The organism is Gammaproteobacteria bacterium (genome assembly GCA_036383255.1).
GTDB lineage: Bacteria > Pseudomonadota > Gammaproteobacteria > Natronospirales > REEB76 > DASUBN01.
In genome coordinates, this window is the sequence record DASVOS010000013.1 from 136,769 (window position 1) to 153,893 (window position 17,125).

Here is a 17,125-nt window from a genome sequence, read left to right on the forward strand (position 1 = left end):
AGACCTCTAAAAATCAGCGTTTTTCACCGCCGGCGCGGACTTGGCCCCCGCGCTCCGCTATCCTGCACGCCATGAGACGCAAGAAAACCCGCAGCCAGCCCTCCCGCCGCCGCCCCAAGCGCGGCACCGATCCCTACGCCCAGCGGGAAGCCCTCAAGTACGCCCGCCCCATCGCGAGCCGCGAGGCGATCCTGGAGTGGCTGACGGAAGCGGACCAGCCCCTCTCATTCGAGCGCCTGGCCCATGACCTGAAGCTCCACGACGCGGTGGACATCGAGGCCCTGAACCGGCGCCTGGGTGCCATGCTGCGGGACGGCCAGCTGGTGCAGAACCGGCGCGGCGAGTACTGCCTGGTGAAGCGCCTGCCGCTCACGGCCGGCACCGTGATCGGCCACCGCGACGGTTTCGGTTTCCTCAAGCCCGACGAGGGCGGCGACGACATCTTCCTGCCGCCGCGCCAGATGCGCGAGCTCATGCACGGCGACCGCGCGGTGGTGCGGGTGCAGGGCGTGGACCGGCGCGGCCGCCCCGAAGGCTCGCTGGTGGACGTGCTGGAGCGCAACACCACCGAGCTCGCCGGCCGCTACGTGGAGGAACGGGGCGTGAGCTTCGTGGTGCCGGACAACGCGCGCATCTCCCACACCGTGCAGGTGCCGGTGCCCGAGCGCGGCGGCGCCCGCACCGGCCAGATGGTGGTGGTGCAGATCACCCAGCAGCCCGGCAAGCACAGCGAGGTCATCGGCCGCGTCAGCCGGATCATGGGCGAGCGCAACGCCGCCGGCATGGCGACGGAGCTCGCGATCCATGCCCACGCCTTGCCCCATGCCTTCCCGCCGGAGGTCGAGCAGGAAGTGCACGGCCTGCGGCCGGAGGTGCCGGAGGAGGCGAAGCAGGGCCGCCTGGACCTGCGCGCGACGCCGCTCGTCACCATCGATGGCGAGGATGCCCGCGACTTCGACGACGCCGTGTTCTGCGAGAGGCAGGGGGACGGCTTCCGCCTGCTGGTGGCCATCGCCGACGTCTCCCACTACGTGAAGCCCAGCACCTCGTTGGACCGCGAGGCCCAGAAGCGCGGCAACTCGGTGTACTTCGCCGACCGGGTCATCCCCATGCTGCCGGAGGTGCTGTCCAACGGCCTCTGCTCCATCAACCCCCACGTGGACCGCCTGTGCATGGTCTGCGAGATGCGGGTGGACAAGGACGGCGAAGTCAGCCGCGCCCGCTTCCACGAGGCGGTGATGCGTTCCGCCGCCCGCTTCACCTACACCAAGGTCGCGAAGATACTGGTGGACAAGGACCCGGACCTGCGCCGCGAGCATGCGGCCCTGGTGCCGCACCTCGAGACCCTGTACGCGCTCTACCACGTGCTGCACAAGGCCCGGCAGCGGCGCGGCGCCATCGACTTCGACACCACCGAGACCAAGGTGGCGTTCGACGCGCAGGGGGGCATCGCCGCCATCGTCCCGCAGGTGCGCAACGACGCCCACAAGCTGATCGAGGAGTGCATGATCGCCGCCAACGTGCAGGCGGGGAAGTTCCTCTCCAAGCACAAGCTCGCGACCCTGTACCGGGTCCACGCCGGTCCCAAGGAAGAGAGCCTGGAGAAGCTGCGCGTCTTCCTCGGCACCCTCGGCCTCAAGTTCGGCGGCGGCACCGCGCCGGAGCCGATGCACTACGCCAAGCTGCTGGAGAAGGTTCAGGAGCGCCCCGACAAGGAGCTCATCCAGACCGTGCTGCTGCGCTCCCTGGCCCAGGCGGTGTATACCCCGGAGAACGTGGGCCATTTCGGTCTCGCGCTGGATTTCTACGCCCATTTCACCTCGCCCATCCGCCGTTACCCGGACCTCTTGGTCCACCGCGCCATCCGCCACGTGGTGCGCGGCGGCGAGGGACGCAGCTTCGGCTATTCCGGCGGGCAGATGGAGCAGCTCGGTTCCCACTGCTCCATGACCGAGCGGCGGGCGGACGAGGCCACCCGCGACGCCCTGGACCGCCTCAAGGCCGAATACATGCGGGACAAACAAGGTGAAGAGTTCGAGGGCCTGGTCACCGGCGTCACCAACTTCGGCCTGTTCGTGCAGATCAAGGGCCTCTACGTGGAGGGCCTGGTCCACGTGACCTCGTTGCCGAACGACTACTACGACCACGACGCCGTCGGCCACCGCCTGGTGGGCGAGCGCACCGGCCGGGTGTTCCGGCTCACGGACACGGTGCGGGTGCGCGTCGCCGCCGTGAACGTGGACGAGCGCAAGATAGACTTCGAGCTCGCGGCGCTGCCCGAGCCCGGGCGCCATGGCAGCCGCCAGAACCACCGCCAGTCCGGGCATCCGGGCGGCAAGAAGCCGCGCAGACGCTAGAAGGCCTCATCCGATGCGAGAGAAAGAATTGATCTACGGCCTGCATGCCGTCACCGCGCTGCTGGAGGGCGGCGGCAAGGTGCATTCGCTGTGGATGCTGGACAGCCGCCATGACGACCGCCTCACGCGCGTGGCGGAGCTGGCGCAGCAGGCCGGCGTGAAGGTGCAGCGGGTGCCGCGCGCCGAGCTCGACCGGCTCACCCACGACGCGCGCCACCAGGGCGTGGCCGCGGAGGCGGAAGGCGCTGAGCTCAGGGACGAGGGCGGCCTGATGCCGCTCCTGGACCGGCTCGATGAGCCGCCGTTCCTCCTGGTGCTGGACGGCGTGCAGGATCCCCATAACCTCGGCGCCTGCCTGCGTTCCGCGAACGCCGCCGGCGTGCACGCGGTGATCGCCCCCAAGGACCGCTCCGCCGGCCTCACCGCCGTGGCCCGCAAGGTCGCCTCCGGCGCGGCGGAGGTCACGCCGTTCTTCCAGGTCACGAACTTGGCGCGCACGCTCCGGGACCTCAAGGAGCGCAACATCTGGTTCGTCGGCCTCGCCGGCGAGGCGGACCAGAGCCTCTACGAGCTGGACCTTAAAGGCCCCATCGCGATCGTCATGGGTGCGGAGGGAGACGGCATGCGCCGCCTCACCAAGGAAAACTGCGACTTCCTGGCGAAGATCCCCATGGGCGGGCAGGTGGAGAGCCTCAACGTCTCCGTCGCTACGGGCGTCACGCTCTTCGAAGCCCTACGCCAACGCCGCAAAAAATGAGTCTTTTGGCCGCTGGCGTTGTTGCGCTTCGGGCTCGCAGTCGGTCATGCACATAAGAGTGCACTCCCTCCTGCTCGCCTCGCGCGCCTAGCCAGCGACCAAAATCCTTCATTTTTGCATCACCATTTGTTGAAGCGGATATAAAAAAGGCGCCTCCGTTTAAGGAGGCGCCCATCACACGAGACGACTCGGGGTGAAATCGTCTCAGTTGCCTTTCTGCGCCGTGCCGCGCTTTATGAACAGGCAGTCGAACTCCATCGCCCAGGTCTTGCCGCCGTCCTTCGAGGCCACGGAAGTCTCGCGCACGCCTTCACCTTGCTTGGCCCAAGTGATCCTGTGGTGCACTTCGGTGCCGTCCTTGGCGGTGGTGGTGGCGGTCATCGTCAGCACGCCGTCCTTGAAGTTGCCGTCCTGGAGCCACAGGCCGGCGCCGTTGTTCACCCAGCTCTGGTGCCAGTGCTTGAGGCTCGGCACATAGAGTGAGTAGCTCTCGCCGATCAGTCCGTCCACCTGCTCGTACTTCTCGTGCAGCGCGCAGCCGTCCAGCACCGGCGCGATCACCGCGTGGGCGATGGAAGGGCCCTTGCCGTCCGGGTGGTCGCCCATGTCGATGGTGTCCCAGTCGCCGATCCAGAAGTCGAGCTGGTGGTACACCGCGTCGTCACAGTAGTGGTGCAGGGCCGGCTTGGCATCGGCACCGGCGGCAGCGAGCTGGGTCTCGGCCTGGGCCGTGAGGCCGGTGCCCAGGAGAGCGACGGCGAACAGGGTGCGGATCTTCATCGAAGGTCTTCCTCGGGGTTGCGAGGCCCTAAGAGATAGCACGCGATCGCCGGCGCGACCCGCCGTTTTCGGACTTGGTCAGGCTTCGTCGAGGCTGCTCCCGGATCCGTCGTGGCGGGATCAGGCGGCTGCCGCGTCCTCGGCCTCCATGAGCGCTTCCAGCACGTCGCTGTGGGCGTTCCAGATGTTGCGCTGGCCGGCCATCCAGGCGGCCGCCTCGTCCAGGGGCCGCGGCTCCAGGCTGAGCAGGTGCTCGCGGCCAGCCCGGCGCCGGCGCACCAGATGCGCCCGCTCCAGGATGCGGATGTGCTTGGACACGGAGTTCAGGGAGATGGGGAAGGGCGCCGCCAACTCCGTGACCCGGGCTTCCCCGCGGGCCAGGCGCTGCAGGATGGCCCGGCGGGTGGGGTCCGCCAGGGCTCCCAGGGTCAGGTCCAGGGTGGCAGGCCGAGCCATAGATTTAATATTCACCCATACGGATTAATAATAGCTTAGTTACAGCCCTTATCCAAGCCTTGTTCCAGACCGGTAGCTGTCCTAAGCCACTGAATTTGCAAGCCCACGGAGCCTGTGGCATCATGCGCGCCCTTCCGTCGAGACCCGCCGGAAGCCCTTGCTACACCGCTTCGACGGGTAGCCGGTCAGTCCATAAGGAGCTTCGATTGAGACACTACGAGATCGTGTTTCTGGTCCACCCTGACCAGAGCGAACAGGTGCCCGCGATGGTCGAGCGTTACCGCTCGATGATCGAGTCCGAAGGCGGCAAGGTGCACCGCATGGAAGACTGGGGCCGCCGCCAGCTCGCCTATCCCATCGCCAAGGTCCACAAGGCCCATTACGTGCTGATGAACATCGAGTGTGGCCAGTCCACCCTCAATGAGCTCGTCGGCATGTTCCGCTTCAATGACGCCGTGCTGCGTCACCTGGTGGTGCGCCGCGAGGAAGCCGTCACCGAGCCCTCCGCGCTGGTCAAGCCGAAGGACGAGGAGAAGGAAGGCCGCGCCGAGCGCTTCGACGACGACCGCGACGACGATCGCGAGCCGGCGTAACCCCAAAGAATTCGAGAGGACAAGCACATGTCACAGCAGCGTTTTTTCCGTAAGCGCAAGTTCTGCCGGTTCACGGCGGAAGGCGTCGTCGAGATCGACTACAAGGACCTGGCCACCCTCAAGGGCTACGTCACCGAGACCGGCAAGATCGTGCCGAGCCGCATCACCGGCACGCGCTCGAACTACCAGCGCCAGCTCTCCCTCGCCGTGAAGCGCGCCCGCTTCCTGGCGCTCCTGCCCTACACCGACCAGCACTGAGGAGGTAACTAGCAATGGAAGTCATCCTCCTGCAGAAGGTCGATAACCTCGGCAACCTGGGCGACAAGGTCAAGGTGCGTGCCGGCTACGGCCGCAACTTCCTCATCCCCCAGGGCAAGGCCAAGCCTGCCACCGCGAAGAACATCGAGGAGTTCGAGAAGCGCCGCGCCGAGCTGGAGAAGCTCGCCGCGGAGCACCTGTCGGGCGCCGAGAAGCGCAAGGCGGAGCTCGAAGGCAAGGTCATCACCATCAACTCCAAGGCCGGCTCCGAAGGCAAGCTGTTCGGTTCCGTGGGCACGGTGGACATCGCCGACGCCCTCACCGCGGCCGGCCTCAAGGTCGAGCGCAAGGAAGTGCGCATGCCGCAGGGCCCGATCCGCACCGCCGGCGAGCACAAGGTGGAGATCCACCTGCACACCGACGTGAACGTGGAGATCACGATCAACGTCGTCGCCGAAGAATAAGCACCCCGTAAGGGATGCTGCAGAGAGCGGAGGCGCAAGCCTCCGTTTTCTTTTGTGGTTTCAGTGACTTAAGTATCGCCCAAAAAATCGCCAGTACCGGGCTGCCCCGGCCCCGGCGCTGGTGCGGCTCCCGGATGGGCATTTGCCCGTCCCGGCTTACTGCTCTAAATTGACTTGGACTTTGGGAGACCGATCCGTGCCCAGCGCCGTCAAGACCCTAGACCAGGCCACCAGCTCGGCCCTGGAAGCCATGCGCACGCCGCCGCACTCCCTCGAGGCGGAACAGGCGGTGCTGGGCGGCCTGATGCTGGATAACACCGCCTGGGAGCGGGTGGCTGACCGCGTCACCGAGGAAGACTTCTACCGCCAGGACCACAGGCTCGTGTTCCGGGCCATGGCCGAACTCGCCGACGCCGACCAGCCCTTCGACGCGGTGACCCTGTCCGAGTGGCTGCAGGCCCGCGGCAAGCTGGAGCAGGCGGGGGGGCTCGCTTACCTCGCGACCCTCGCCCGCGACACCCCCACCGCCGCCAACGTGCGCGCCTACGCCGACATCGTGCGCGAGCGCTCGGTGCTGCGCCAGCTCATCCGGGTGGGCGGCGAGCTCGCCGAGTCCGCCTTCCGGCCCGAGGGCCGCAGCGTGGCCGAGCTCGTGGACCAGGCCGAACGCTCCGTGTTCGAGATCGCCGAGCGCGGCGACCGCATGGGCAAGAGCTACGTGCGCATCAGCGAGCTCATGTCCAAGGCGGTGGACCGGCTCGATACCCTGGTGCACGCCGACAGCCACGTGACCGGCGTCGCCACCGGCCTCTCCAAGTTCGACGAGATGACCGCGGGGCTGCAGCCCGGCGACCTCGTCATCGTGGCCGGCCGCCCCTCCATGGGCAAGACCAGCTTCGCCATGAACATCGCCGAGTACGCCGCCATCAGCGGCGGCCTGCCGGCCGCCATCTTCAGCATGGAGATGTCCGGCGAGCAGCTCGCCATGCGCATGATCTCCTCGCTCGGCCGCATCGACCAGCTCAAGGTCCGCACCGGCAAGCTCGACGACACCGACTGGAAGCGCGTGAGCTCGGCCATCTCGATCATGTCCAAGGCGCCCATGTTCATCGACGACACCGGCGCCCTGACCCCGACGGAGCTCAGGGCCCGGGCCCGTCGCCTCAAGCGCGACCACAACCTGGGGCTCATCGTGGTGGACTACCTGCAGCTCATGCAGGTGCCCGGCACCCGCGAGAACCGCGCCACCGAGATCTCCGAGATCTGCCGCGGCCTGAAGTCCCTGGCCAAGGAGCTGCGCATCCCGGTGATAGCGCTCTCCCAGCTCAACCGCAGCCTGGAACAGCGTCCCGACAAGCGGCCCATCATGTCCGACCTGCGCGAGTCCGGCTCCATCGAGCAGGACGCCGACGTGATCGTGTTCATCTACCGTGACGAGGTCTACGACAAGGACAGCCCCGACAAGGGCACCGCCGAGATCATCATCGGCAAGCAGCGTAACGGCCCCATCGGCATGGTGCGCTCCACCTTCCTCGGCCAGTTCACCCGCTTCGAGAACTACACCGCCGACGACGGCGGCGGCTACGCATGAGCCGCGCCACCGGCGCGCTCATCGATCTCGCCGCGCTCCGTCACAACCTGAAGCGCGTGCGCGCGCTCGCTCCCAAGTCCCGCGTTATGGCGGTGCTCAAGGCCAACGCCTATGGCCACGGCCTCGCGCTCGCGGCCCAGGCGCTGGCCGACGCGGACGCGTTCGCCGTGGCGAGCCTGGAGGAGGCGCAGGTCATCCGCCGCGCCGGCCTCTCCAATCCCATCGTGCTGCTGGAGGGCGTGTTCGGCGAGCAGGAGCTGGAGGAGGCCGCGCGCTGGGGCTGCGAGCTCGTGGTGCACGACGGCTATCAACTCAAGCTCATTGAGAAGTGCGGACTGCGCGGCGAGCTCGCCGTCTGGCTCAAGGTCGACACCGGCATGAACCGCCTGGGGTTCGCGCCCGACGCGGTGGCGGACGCCTGGAAGCGGCTCAACAAGGCCAAGGCCGTGAAGCCGCCGGTGCGCCTCATGACCCACTTCGCCTCCGCCGACGAGACTTCCAACCCCAAGACCCAGTCGCAGCTCGAGGCCTTCGCCGCCGCCACCGCCGGCATCCAGGCCGAGCGCAGCATCGCGAACTCCGCCGGCATCCTCGCCTGGCCTGCGAGCCACGCGGACTGGGTGCGCCCCGGCTCCATGCTCTACGGCGCTTCGCCGTTCCCCATGAAGTGCGGCGCGGACGACGGCTTGAAGCCCGTCATGACCATGGAGACCACGCTCATCGCCGTGAAGGTCCTCAAGAAGGGGGAGAGCGTGGGCTACGGCGGCGCATTCGTGGCGCCGGAGGACATGACCCTCGGCATCGCCGCCATCGGCTACGGCGACGGCTATCCGCGCCACGCGCCCAGCGGCACCCCGGTGCTGGTGAAGGGCGTGCGCGTGCCGCTCGTCGGCCGCGTGGCCATGGACATGATCGGCGTGGACCTGCGCGGCGTGCGCTCGCCCGCGGTGGGCGACCGGGTGGCGGCCTGGGGACCGGAGCTGCCGGTGGAGGAGATCGCCCGCGCCGCCGGCACCATCCCGCTGGAACTGCTCTGCGGCGTCACGCAGCGCGTCAAATTCAGTGTCATTGACACAAAAGAAAAAACCCGCCGGTGAGGCGGGTTTTTTGATTCAGCTTTCGGCAGGGCTTACTTCATCTCGTAGAAGCCCATCTTCACGCCGGCGAGCTCGATCACGTCGTTGTCCGCGAGCTTCTGCGCCTGCGCGCCGATCTCCTTGCCGTTCACGGTGGGGAAGCCCTGGCCCTGGCCGCTCTCCACGTGCACCACGAAGAAGCCGTCGGCGCGGCGCGTCACGGCCGCCACCTGCACGCCCGGGCGGCCCAGGGTGGTGAGCGCCTTGTTGAGCTCCAGTTCCTTGCCGGCGAAGCCGCCGGAGAGCACCTGCAGCTTGGCCTTGGGCAGTCCGGCCGCCTTGCTGTCGTCGCCGATGGGGGCGCCGCCCGCGCCGGAGATCGCCTTGTTCACGCTGTCCATGCTCGGCACGCCGGTCTGGCTCTTGGTGCCGGGCCGGATGATCATGGTCTTCTCGAAGTCGTCGCCGTCGCCGCCGCCGGCCGCCGCGGCCTTGCCGCTCGCGTACTTGAGCGCGTGCCGGCCGATGGTGATCACGTCGCCCTCCTGGAGGGCGTGCTTCTTCACCAGCTTGCCGTTGACGTAGGTGCCGTTGGTGCTGTTGAGGTCTTCGAGGAACGAGTCCTTGAGGATGTTGATGATGAGCGCATGGTGGCCGGAGACCGCCATGTTGTCGATATGGATGTCGTTGTCCGCCAGTCGGCCGATCGTGTACCGCTCCTTCTCGAGCTCGTACTGCGCCAGCTCCTGGCCGTCCAATGTGAGTATCAACTTGCCCATGGCTCTGCCTCTTGGTGTTTCATCTTCTCATTCAGCGCCACTTGACCCCACGACGCTCACGAGAACCAGTCGGTCAGCCGGTCGAAGAACCCGCGTTGGGCCTCGAACGACTTGAGGGGCTGGACCAGGACCACGGAGACGTTGTCGCGTCCACCGTTGTCGCAGGCCAGCTTGACCAGCTGTTGGGCTGCCGTCTCAAGGTTAGCACTAAATGTCTTAAGGGTTAAGTAAATATCCGCGTCCTCTACCATGTCGTTCAGGCCGTCCGAGCACAGCAGGTAGATGTCATCGGGCATCACCACGTCCTCCTGGACGTCCACCTCCACGGTGGGCTCGATCCCCAGCGCCCGGGTGACCAGGTTCTTGTTGAGGGACTTGCGGGCTTCCTCCGGGGTATAGAAGCCCCGCGCCACCAGTTCCTGGAGCAGGGAATGGTCGGTGGTGACCTGCTCGAACTGGCCGTGCCGGATGCGGTACAGCCGCGAGTCGCCCACGTGGGCGATGGAGACGCGGTTGTTGTAGAACAGGCAGGCGACGATGGTGGTGCCCATGCCCTCGCACTGGGGCTGGCTCTTCGCCGTCTGGTGGATGATGTCGTTGGCCTTGAGGATGGCGTTCTTGAGCAGCACGCTCTCGGCGCTGTAGCCGTCGATCTGGCCGGCGTGCTTGTGGGCATCCTTGATGCCGTTGGTCACGAACTCGGTGAGGGTCTGCACGGCGATGCCGCTCGCGACCTCGCCGGCCTTGTAGCCGCCCATGCCGTCGGCGACCACGACCATGCCGGTCTCCAGGTCCGTGCCGATGGAGTCCTCGTTGTTCGGGCGCACCATCCCCTTGTCGCTGTGCCCGACGAAATTCAGCTTGCCTTTGTAGCTCATGCTCGCGGCCTTTTCTTAGCTAGCTGATCTGTGCGGCACAGGCGCGCACGTCCTTCGCGAACTCGGCGCCACGCTGGTAGCGCTGTTCGGGATCCTTCTGCATCGCCTTGTCGATCACGGTATCGATGCTGGCCGGTAGTTCACCCCTGAACAAGGTCACCGGTGCATGGGTCTCGTTGGCGATCTTGAACATCAGGGTCGCCATCGAGTCCGCCTGGAACGGCAACTGGCCGGCCAGCAACTGGTACATGGTAACACCCAGGGAGAACAGGTCGGAACGCCCGTCCACCTTCTTGCCGGAAAGCTGTTCCGGGCTCATGTAGGAGGGGGTGCCCAGGACCATGCCGGTCTTGGTCTTGCTGGAATCCGTGATGCGGGCGATGCCGAAGTCGGTGACCTTGATCTCGCCCTTTTCCTCGTCGTACATGATGTTGGCGGGCTTGATGTCCCGGTGCACCACGTTCTGGGAATGGGCGTAGTCCAGGGCGTCGGCGGCCTTGGCGATGATGTCCAGCACGGTCTTCGCGGGCAGCAGGGCGTTACCCTTCGTGCGCGAAGTGAGGTCCTTGCCCTTGAGGAACTCCATGGCGATGTAGGCCAGGTCGTGCTCCTCGCCGGCGTCGTAGATGGTCACGATGTTCGGGTGGTTGAGGCGCCCGGCCGTCTCGGCCTCGCGGAAGAAGCGCGCCTTCACCTCGGTCAGCTCGTCGGCATCGAACTCCTGCGACAGCGCCATGGTCTTGATGGCCACCACGCGGTTGATCTTGGGGTCGCGGCCCAGGTACACCACGCCCATGGCGCCCTTGCCCAGCTCCTTCTCCACCTGGTAGCGGCCCAGCATCGGCTTCTGCACCGTGCCGTCGCCCAGGATCATGGTGCCGGCCGCGGTGCCGCCGCCCCCGCCGCCCAGGATCACCGTGCCTTCCAGCTGCTTGGCGCGGTGCAGGCGCTCGCCGATGTCGCGGAACTTCGGGTTGAAGTCGTTGATGTAGGAGAACACCGAGCCGGCCTTGTTGAACTGGCGCTTGCGCTCGTAGTCCAGGGCCAGGTTGTAGAGCAGGTCGGCGATGGAGTCGTCCATCGGGCACTTGCGGAACTTCTCGAAGGCCATGTCCAGCTGGCCCTGGCCCTGGAAGGCGAGGCCCAGCATCTTGTTGCTCTCGGCGCTGTCCGCCTCGCTGCGCACCAGCATGCGGTTCAGCATGCCCGAGCGGATGATCGTCACCACCAGGTGCCCGACCACCAGCATCAGCACCGGCACCATCAGCGGCACCCACACGAACTTGCTCTTCATCATGCCGAACTCGACGACGAGCATCAGCACGATCAGGCCCACGCTCACCAGGGCGGCGATGCCCGGCTTGAGGCGCGGCAGCCCGATCGCGAGGTAGGCGGTGATCAAGAGCAGGGCGAGGAAGGTGATCCAGCCGGCCCAGCCCGGCTTGGTGAAGAAGTTCTGCTGCAGGATCGAGGAGATCACGTTCGCCATCACCAGCGCTGGCGACATGGTGGGCGAGGTCGGGGTGGGGAAGCTCGTGCCCACGCCGAGCGCGGTGGCGCCGATCAGCACGATCTTGCCGCGGAACGCGTCCGCCGGCACCTTGCCCTGCTTCACGTCAGCGTACGAGTACACCGGGAAGGGCGGGTTGCCGTTCGCGCCCGCGTAGTAGAAGTTGCGCATGAACATGTCGGAGCTGGTGCCGATGAACAGGCGCCCCACCTTGATGCCCCGGCCAGGCTGCACCTGCACGTCCTCGGGCTTGAGGTTCAGGCTCTTCATCGCGATCGCGAGCGACATGGAAGGGTAGTAGACGTTGTAGTAGCGCAGCGCCAAGGGCTCGCTGCGCAGCACCCCGTCGCTGTCCGGGATCTCGTCCAGGTAGCCGATGCTCGCGGTCTTGGCGAAGTCGGCGAGCGGCGGCGTCATGCCCTTGGTGGCGAGCGGCTGCACGTCCTCGGGGTCCGAGGTGGTGGCGCCGAGCGCGTTGCGCAGCAGGTAGTCCGGGGTCTCGTCACCCTGGTTGCCGAGCGGCTGCCCCAGGGTGAACAGCATGGGGATCACCACCTTGCCGGACTGCTGCATGGCGGCGGCGAGCTTGCTGTCGGTGTCGGTGACCTCGTCCGCTTCCTGCAGGCGCTTGCGCAGGTCCTCGAGGTCGGTGCGCACGGGGCCGGGCACGGTGATGCTGGCGGTCTTCGGTGCCGGCGCGGCGGTGCTGCCGGCGGGGGCGGGGGCCGCGAACGGCGCGGCCGCGCCCAGGGACGATGAATCGTAGAAATTCATCATGTCCTTGATATAGATGCTGCCTGCGTCCTGCTGGGCCTCGGAGAGGAAGATCGTGAAGCCGATGACCTGGGCGCCGTCCTGGGCCAGCTTGTGGATGAGTTCGGCGTGGTAGTCGCGGGGCCAGGGCCAGCGGCCCAGGGTCTGGATGCTGGCGTCGTCCACCGCGATCACCGCGATGTCCGGGGCCGGGGCGGCGCTGGTGAGGTTCATCCCAAGGTCATAGGCAGCCGTCTCGGTACGGTTGAAACCGTCCCCAAAGATGACATAAGCGACCAGGATGAAGACCAGTCCGTAGGCCACGCCCGCGAACCAGTCGCTGCTCCAGAAGCCCTTCTTCACCCCAACCCCTGCCCCTGAGAGGCTCTATCAAGCGTGGTCCATAGTACCTTGAATTTTCATGGAAATGGAAGCAAAAACCCCGGGAATAACCGCTCCGGAAGGCGTGTTACCATGCCGCCCAACGCGACCCCCGGCAGCCATGAAAAAGTCCAAGACCGTCTACGTCTGTGATGCCTGCGGCGGCAAATCCCTGCGCTGGGCAGGCCAGTGTCCCGACTGCGGCGCCTGGAACACCCTCACCGAGACCCAGACCCTGGCCGGGTCCAAGCCTGCCCCGGAAGCGGGCGGCCCTGCGCTCCTGGAAGGCCTCGACAAGGCCGGCCGTGAAGAGACGCCACGCTTCCCTACAGGCCTGGGGGAGCTGGATCGGGTCCTGGGCGGGGGCCTCGTGCCCGGGTCCATCACCCTCATCGGCGGCGACCCCGGCATCGGCAAGTCCACCCTGTTGCTCCAGGCCACCGCCAGCCTCGCCCGGGGCCGGCCGGTGCTCTACGTGAGTGGCGAAGAATCGCTCAGCCAGGTGGGCCTCCGGGCCCGGCGCCTGGAGGTGGCGGACGCCCCCGTGACCCTGGCGGCCGAGACCTGCGTGGAACGCATCCTGGAAGCCGCCCACAAGGCCCGGCCCGGCGTCCTGGTGGTGGACTCCATCCAGACCGTGTTCACCGTCACCCTGCAGTCGGCGCCCGGCGCCGTGGCGCAGCTGCGCGAGTGCACCGCGCTCTTCACCCGCTATGCCAAGCAGAGCGGCACCGCCGTGCTGCTGGTGGGCCACGTCACCAAGGAAGGCGTGATCGCCGGTCCGCGCGTGCTCGAGCACATGGTGGACACGGTGCTGTACTTCGAGAACGACGCCGGCAGCCGCTACCGCATCATCCGCTCCGTCAAGAACCGCTTCGGCGCCGCCAACGAGCTGGGCGTGTTCGCCATGACCGAGACCGGCCTCAAGGAAGTGAAGAACCCTTCCGCCATCTTCCTCTCGCGCCACGGCGAGGCGGTGGCGGGCTCCGCCGTCACCGTGATCCGCGAGGGCACCCGCCCCATGCTCATCGAGGTGCAGGCGCTGGTGGACGAGAGTCCCCTCAACAACCCGCGGCGCGTGGCCGTGGGCATGGACCCGAACCGCCTCTCCATGCTGCTCGCGGTCATGCACCGCCACGGCGGCATCGCCATGTTCGGCCACGACGTGTTCGTGAACGTGGTGGGCGGCCTCAAGGTGAGCGAGACCGCGGCCGACCTCGCGGTGCTGCTGGCCGCGCTCTCCAGTTTCCGCGACAAGCCGCTGCCCTCCGAGCTCATCGTGTTCGGTGAAGTGGGCCTCGCCGGCGAGATCCGCCCGGTCTACAACGGCGAGGAGCGCCTGCGGGAGGCCGCCAAGCACGGCTTCAAGCGCGCCATCGTGCCCAGGGCCAATGCGCCCAAGCAGGGTTCAATCGATGGCCTAGAAGTTGTTGGTGTCACGCGGCTCGCCGAGGCGATCGCGTCTATTTAGCGGGCTTTTTCTTCTCGGGCGGCAGCGTGAGCCGCACCGTCCTCACGGCGTTGCCGCTGGTCTGCACCACCTCGAACGGATAGCCCGCCAGCTTGAAGGCGGTGCCGGACTGCGGGATCGTCTCCAGCGACTCCAGGATCACGCCGTTCAGGGTCTTGGGCCCGCCCGTCGGCAGCTTGAGGTGCATCACCCGGTTCAGGCTGCGCACGTGGGCGCTGGCGTTGATGAGGTAGCTCGTCTCGCTCTCCTGGTACACGTCCTTGTGGTGCGCCGCCGGGTCCGTGGTGAACTCGCCGACGATCTCCTCCAGGATGTCCTCCAGCGTCACCAGCCCCTGGATGTCGCCGTACTCGTCCACCACCAGGCCGATGCGGCGCTTGGCGGTCTGGAAGTTCAGCAGCTGGCGCTGCAGCGAGGTGCCCTCCGGCACGAAGTGGGCGTCGCGCAGGATCTCCTTCAGGCCCTCCTTGCCGGGGTCGTCGCTGGAGAGGAGGTGCAGCACTTGGCGCGCGTGCACGAAGCCGAGCACGTTGTCGATGCTGCCCTCGTAGACCGGCATGCGGGTGTGCTCGCTGTTCTGCAGCTGGCGCGAGATGTCGTCCCAGTCCGCCTCGATGTCGATGCCGCTGATCTCGTTGCGCGGCACCATGATGTCCTCGACCGTGATCTTCTCCAGGTCCAGGATGCTGAGCAGCATGCGCTGGTGGCGCTTGGGGATCAGCGCGCCGGCCTCGGCCACCACGCTGCGCAGTTCCTCCCGGCTCATGGACTGCAGCGGCGCCTCGTCGGCGCGGATGCGCACCAGGCGCAGCAGTCCGTGGGTGAAGCTGTTCACCACCCACACCAGCGGCCACAGCACCTTGAGCAGCGGCACGTACACGTAGGCGGCGGCGAAGCCCACCCGCTCCGGGTACAGCGCGCCCAGCGTCTTGGGCGTGATCTCGGCGAAGATCAGCAGGCCGAGGATCAGGGCCGCGCCTGCCAGCGCCACCACTCCCTCGCCGCCCAGGCGCAACGCGATCAAGGTGGTGGTGAAGGTCGCCACCACGTTGGAGAGGGTGTCGCCGATGCGCATCAGCCCGATCAGCCGGTCCGGGCGCTTCAGCAGCCGTTCGGCGAACACCGCGCCGCGGTGCCCGGCGCGCGCCAGGTGCCGCAAGCGGTAGCGGTTGAGGCTCATGAGCGCCGTCTCGGAACCGGCGAAGAACCCCGAGATCAGGAAGCAGGCGCCGACGAGGATGAACAGGTAGCTGAGGGGCAGGTCGTTCATGGCAGCGTGCGCCGGGCGGCGCTCACCAGTGGCGGCCCAGGATCAGCTCCAGCACCAGCTTGCTGCCGAAGTAGGCCAGCACCAGCGCCGCGAAGCCCCCCAGGGTCCAGCGGATGGCGAGGCGGCCGCGCCAGCCGAACTTCCAGCGCCCCCACAGCAGCACCGCGAACACCAGCCACGCCAGCGCCGAGAGCACCGCCTTGTGGGCCAGGTGCTGGGCCATGAAGTCCTTGACGAAGATGAGGCCGGTGAGCAGCGAGAGCGTCAGCAGCACGAAGCCCGCGCCGATGAGCTGGAACAGGAAGCGCTCCATCTCGGTGAGCGGCGGCAGCGCGGAGAGCACGCCGCCAGCGCTGGCATGCCGCAGGCGCCGCTCCTGCAGGTACAGCGCGCAGGCCTGCAGCGCCGCCACGCCGAGCAGGCTGTAGGCCAGCATCGAGGTGAGGATGTGCATGCCGAGGGGCCAGCTCCGGTCCTGCAGCAGCAGCACGTCGTGGGGGAAGAGCTCCGCCAGCAGCACGCTCACGCCCGCGAGCGGGAACAGCACCAGGCCGAGGTTTTCGAAGGCGGGTTTCAGGAACATCGCAAGCCCGATGCATGCCATCAGCCAGCCGGCCAGCGCCACCGCGTTGAAGTAGCCGAGGTCGAGGCCGCGCGGCGTCGCCATGACGCCGTACAGCAGCACGCTGTGGATGAACACCGCCGCCATCGCCGCGCTCACGGTGAAGCCGCGGCCCTCGCGCAGCAGCGCCGGTCCCTTGCCCAGGAACCTGAGCAGCAGCCCCAGGGCGGCGGTGAGGTACAGGACGAGATCGAGTGCGGCGGTGCCGGTGAACTGCATGGCGTCGTGTCTGGCGGGGAGTGCCCCGAAGGCTGAAACCATCATCGCACAGGGTCCCGGCCCCGTGAAAGACCATATATAAGGCTTGTGTTAAGCTTGCCCAGCGGGAGGGGAGCCCGTCTAAAGGCAGGTAATTTCCACGATGGGCATCAGGATCCTGGGTTGCAGCGGAGGTATCGGCGCGGTATTGCGCACCACCTCGTTGCTGCTCGACAACGAGACGCTCATCGACGCGGGCACCGGCATCGGCGACCTCACGCTGGACGAGATGCGCCGGATCCGCCACGTGTTCTTCACCCACTCCCACCTCGACCACACCTGCGGCCTGCCGCTGCTGGTGGACACCATCTTCGACACCCTCAAGACGCCGCTCACGGTCTACGGCCGGCCCGAGACCCTGGACGCGGTGCGCAAGCACATCTTCAACTGGGTCATGTGGCCGGACTTCGGCGAGCTGCCGGCCAAGCACAACCCGGTGCTCACCTATAAGCCGCTCAATCCGGGCGACCGCATCGAGGTCGCCGGGCGCAAGCTGCACATGGTGGACGTGGACCATACCGTGCCGGGCGCGGGCTACATCATCGAGCGCGACGGCAAGGTGTTCGCCTTCAGCGGCGACACCTACACCAACGACACGTTCTGGGCGGCGGTCAACTCCTACCCGAAGATCGACGCGCTGATGGTGGAGGCCGCCTTCGCCAACAGCAACCGCAAGCTCGCGGACATGGCCAAGCACTACTGTCCCGAGACCCTCGCCGCGGACCTCAAGAAACTCAAGCACGACTGCCCGATATACATAACGCACCTCAAGCCCGGCGGCGAAGACGTGATCTTCGACGAGATCCGGGCGGCGCTGCCCCAGCGCAAGGTGACTCGTCTCAAGGGCGGCGAGGTGTTTGACCTATAATCC

At 67.1% G+C, this 17,125-nt stretch carries 16 protein-coding genes; 9 read left to right on the plus strand and 7 right to left on the minus strand.

Features of this window, described 5'->3' with window-relative positions; all coding sequences use genetic code 11:
* Nucleotides 1-71: 71 nt before the first annotated feature.
* Together rnr and rlmB are read left to right on the plus strand one after the other, a co-directional pair.
* A complete protein-coding gene (gene rnr / locus VF651_08980) occupies nt 72-2,357 on the plus strand; it encodes a ribonuclease R (protein HEX7965836.1) in 2,286 nt (761 codons plus the stop codon).
* A gap of 13 nt (nt 2,358-2,370) precedes the next feature.
* Nucleotides 2,371-3,114, plus strand: coding sequence for a 23S rRNA (guanosine(2251)-2'-O)-methyltransferase RlmB (gene rlmB / locus VF651_08985; GenBank protein HEX7965837.1), 744 nt, complete (start codon nt 2,371-2,373; stop codon nt 3,112-3,114).
* Nucleotides 3,115-3,318: 204 nt separating this feature from the next.
* On the opposite strand, the gene VF651_08990 is transcribed toward rlmB, so the two are convergent.
* Nucleotides 3,319-3,894: a hypothetical protein gene (locus VF651_08990; GenBank protein HEX7965838.1), complete on the minus strand. Its 576-nt coding sequence runs from the start codon at nt 3,892-3,894 to the stop codon at nt 3,319-3,321.
* Between the two features lie 120 nt (nt 3,895-4,014).
* Entirely contained in the window at nt 4,015-4,350 is a 336-nt protein-coding gene (locus tag VF651_08995; GenBank protein HEX7965839.1) for a metalloregulator ArsR/SmtB family transcription factor, read from the minus strand.
* Between the two features lie 206 nt (nt 4,351-4,556).
* On the opposite strand from VF651_08995, the gene rpsF reads away from it, so the two are divergent.
* The 5 genes from rpsF to alr all read left to right on the plus strand — a co-directional run bounded on the left by rpsF (nt 4,557) and on the right by alr (nt 8,353).
* Entirely contained in the window at nt 4,557-4,943 is a 387-nt protein-coding gene (rpsF, locus tag VF651_09000) for a 30S ribosomal protein S6 (protein ID HEX7965840.1), read from the plus strand.
* 27 nt (nt 4,944-4,970) lie between these two features.
* Nucleotides 4,971-5,201, plus strand: coding sequence for a 30S ribosomal protein S18 (gene rpsR / locus VF651_09005; protein HEX7965841.1), 231 nt, complete (start codon nt 4,971-4,973; stop codon nt 5,199-5,201).
* Between the two features lie 14 nt (nt 5,202-5,215).
* Complete coding sequence (rplI, locus tag VF651_09010; protein HEX7965842.1) at nt 5,216-5,665, plus strand: 50S ribosomal protein L9; 450 nt, start codon at nt 5,216-5,218, stop codon at nt 5,663-5,665.
* 250 nt (nt 5,666-5,915) lie between these two features.
* Entirely contained in the window at nt 5,916-7,256 is a 1,341-nt protein-coding gene (dnaB, locus tag VF651_09015) for a replicative DNA helicase (GenBank protein ID HEX7965843.1), read from the plus strand.
* A complete protein-coding gene (gene alr / locus VF651_09020) occupies nt 7,253-8,353 on the plus strand; it encodes an alanine racemase (protein ID HEX7965844.1) in 1,101 nt (366 codons plus the stop codon). The genes dnaB and alr overlap by 4 nt, the downstream gene beginning before the upstream one ends.
* Before the next feature lie 32 nt (nt 8,354-8,385).
* Here the strand turns inward: alr and VF651_09025 are convergent, their stop codons facing one another.
* The 3 genes from VF651_09025 to VF651_09035 are packed head-to-tail and all read right to left on the minus strand — an operon-like array spanning nt 8,386 to nt 12,615.
* Entirely contained in the window at nt 8,386-9,111 is a 726-nt protein-coding gene (locus VF651_09025; protein HEX7965845.1) for an FHA domain-containing protein, read from the minus strand.
* A gap of 56 nt (nt 9,112-9,167) precedes the next feature.
* Nucleotides 9,168-9,989 (minus strand): Stp1/IreP family PP2C-type Ser/Thr phosphatase, encoded by an 822-nt coding sequence (locus VF651_09030; protein HEX7965846.1) that lies wholly within the window; start codon nt 9,987-9,989, stop codon nt 9,168-9,170.
* Nucleotides 9,990-10,008: 19 nt separating this feature from the next.
* Entirely contained in the window at nt 10,009-12,615 is a 2,607-nt protein-coding gene (locus VF651_09035) for a serine/threonine-protein kinase (protein HEX7965847.1), read from the minus strand.
* 139 nt (nt 12,616-12,754) lie between these two features.
* Between VF651_09035 and radA the strand changes: the two genes are divergently transcribed.
* On the plus strand, nt 12,755-14,104 hold the full coding sequence (gene radA, locus VF651_09040) for a DNA repair protein RadA (GenBank protein ID HEX7965848.1): 1,350 nt from the start codon (nt 12,755-12,757) through the stop codon (nt 14,102-14,104).
* Here the strand turns inward: radA and VF651_09045 are convergent.
* Together VF651_09045 and ccsA are read right to left on the minus strand one after the other, a co-directional pair.
* Nucleotides 14,097-15,374, minus strand: a complete 1,278-nt coding sequence (locus tag VF651_09045; protein HEX7965849.1) for an HlyC/CorC family transporter — start codon at nt 15,372-15,374, stop codon at nt 14,097-14,099. The genes radA and VF651_09045 overlap by 8 nt on opposite strands.
* 22 nt (nt 15,375-15,396) lie before the next feature.
* Nucleotides 15,397-16,215 (minus strand): cytochrome c biogenesis protein CcsA, encoded by an 819-nt coding sequence (ccsA, locus tag VF651_09050; protein ID HEX7965850.1) that lies wholly within the window; start codon nt 16,213-16,215, stop codon nt 15,397-15,399.
* Between the two features lie 142 nt (nt 16,216-16,357).
* On the opposite strand from ccsA, the gene VF651_09055 reads away from it, so the two are divergent.
* Complete coding sequence (locus VF651_09055) at nt 16,358-17,122, plus strand: 3',5'-cyclic-nucleotide phosphodiesterase (GenBank protein HEX7965851.1); 765 nt, start codon at nt 16,358-16,360, stop codon at nt 17,120-17,122.
* The last annotated feature ends 3 nt before the right edge of the window (nt 17,123-17,125 follow it).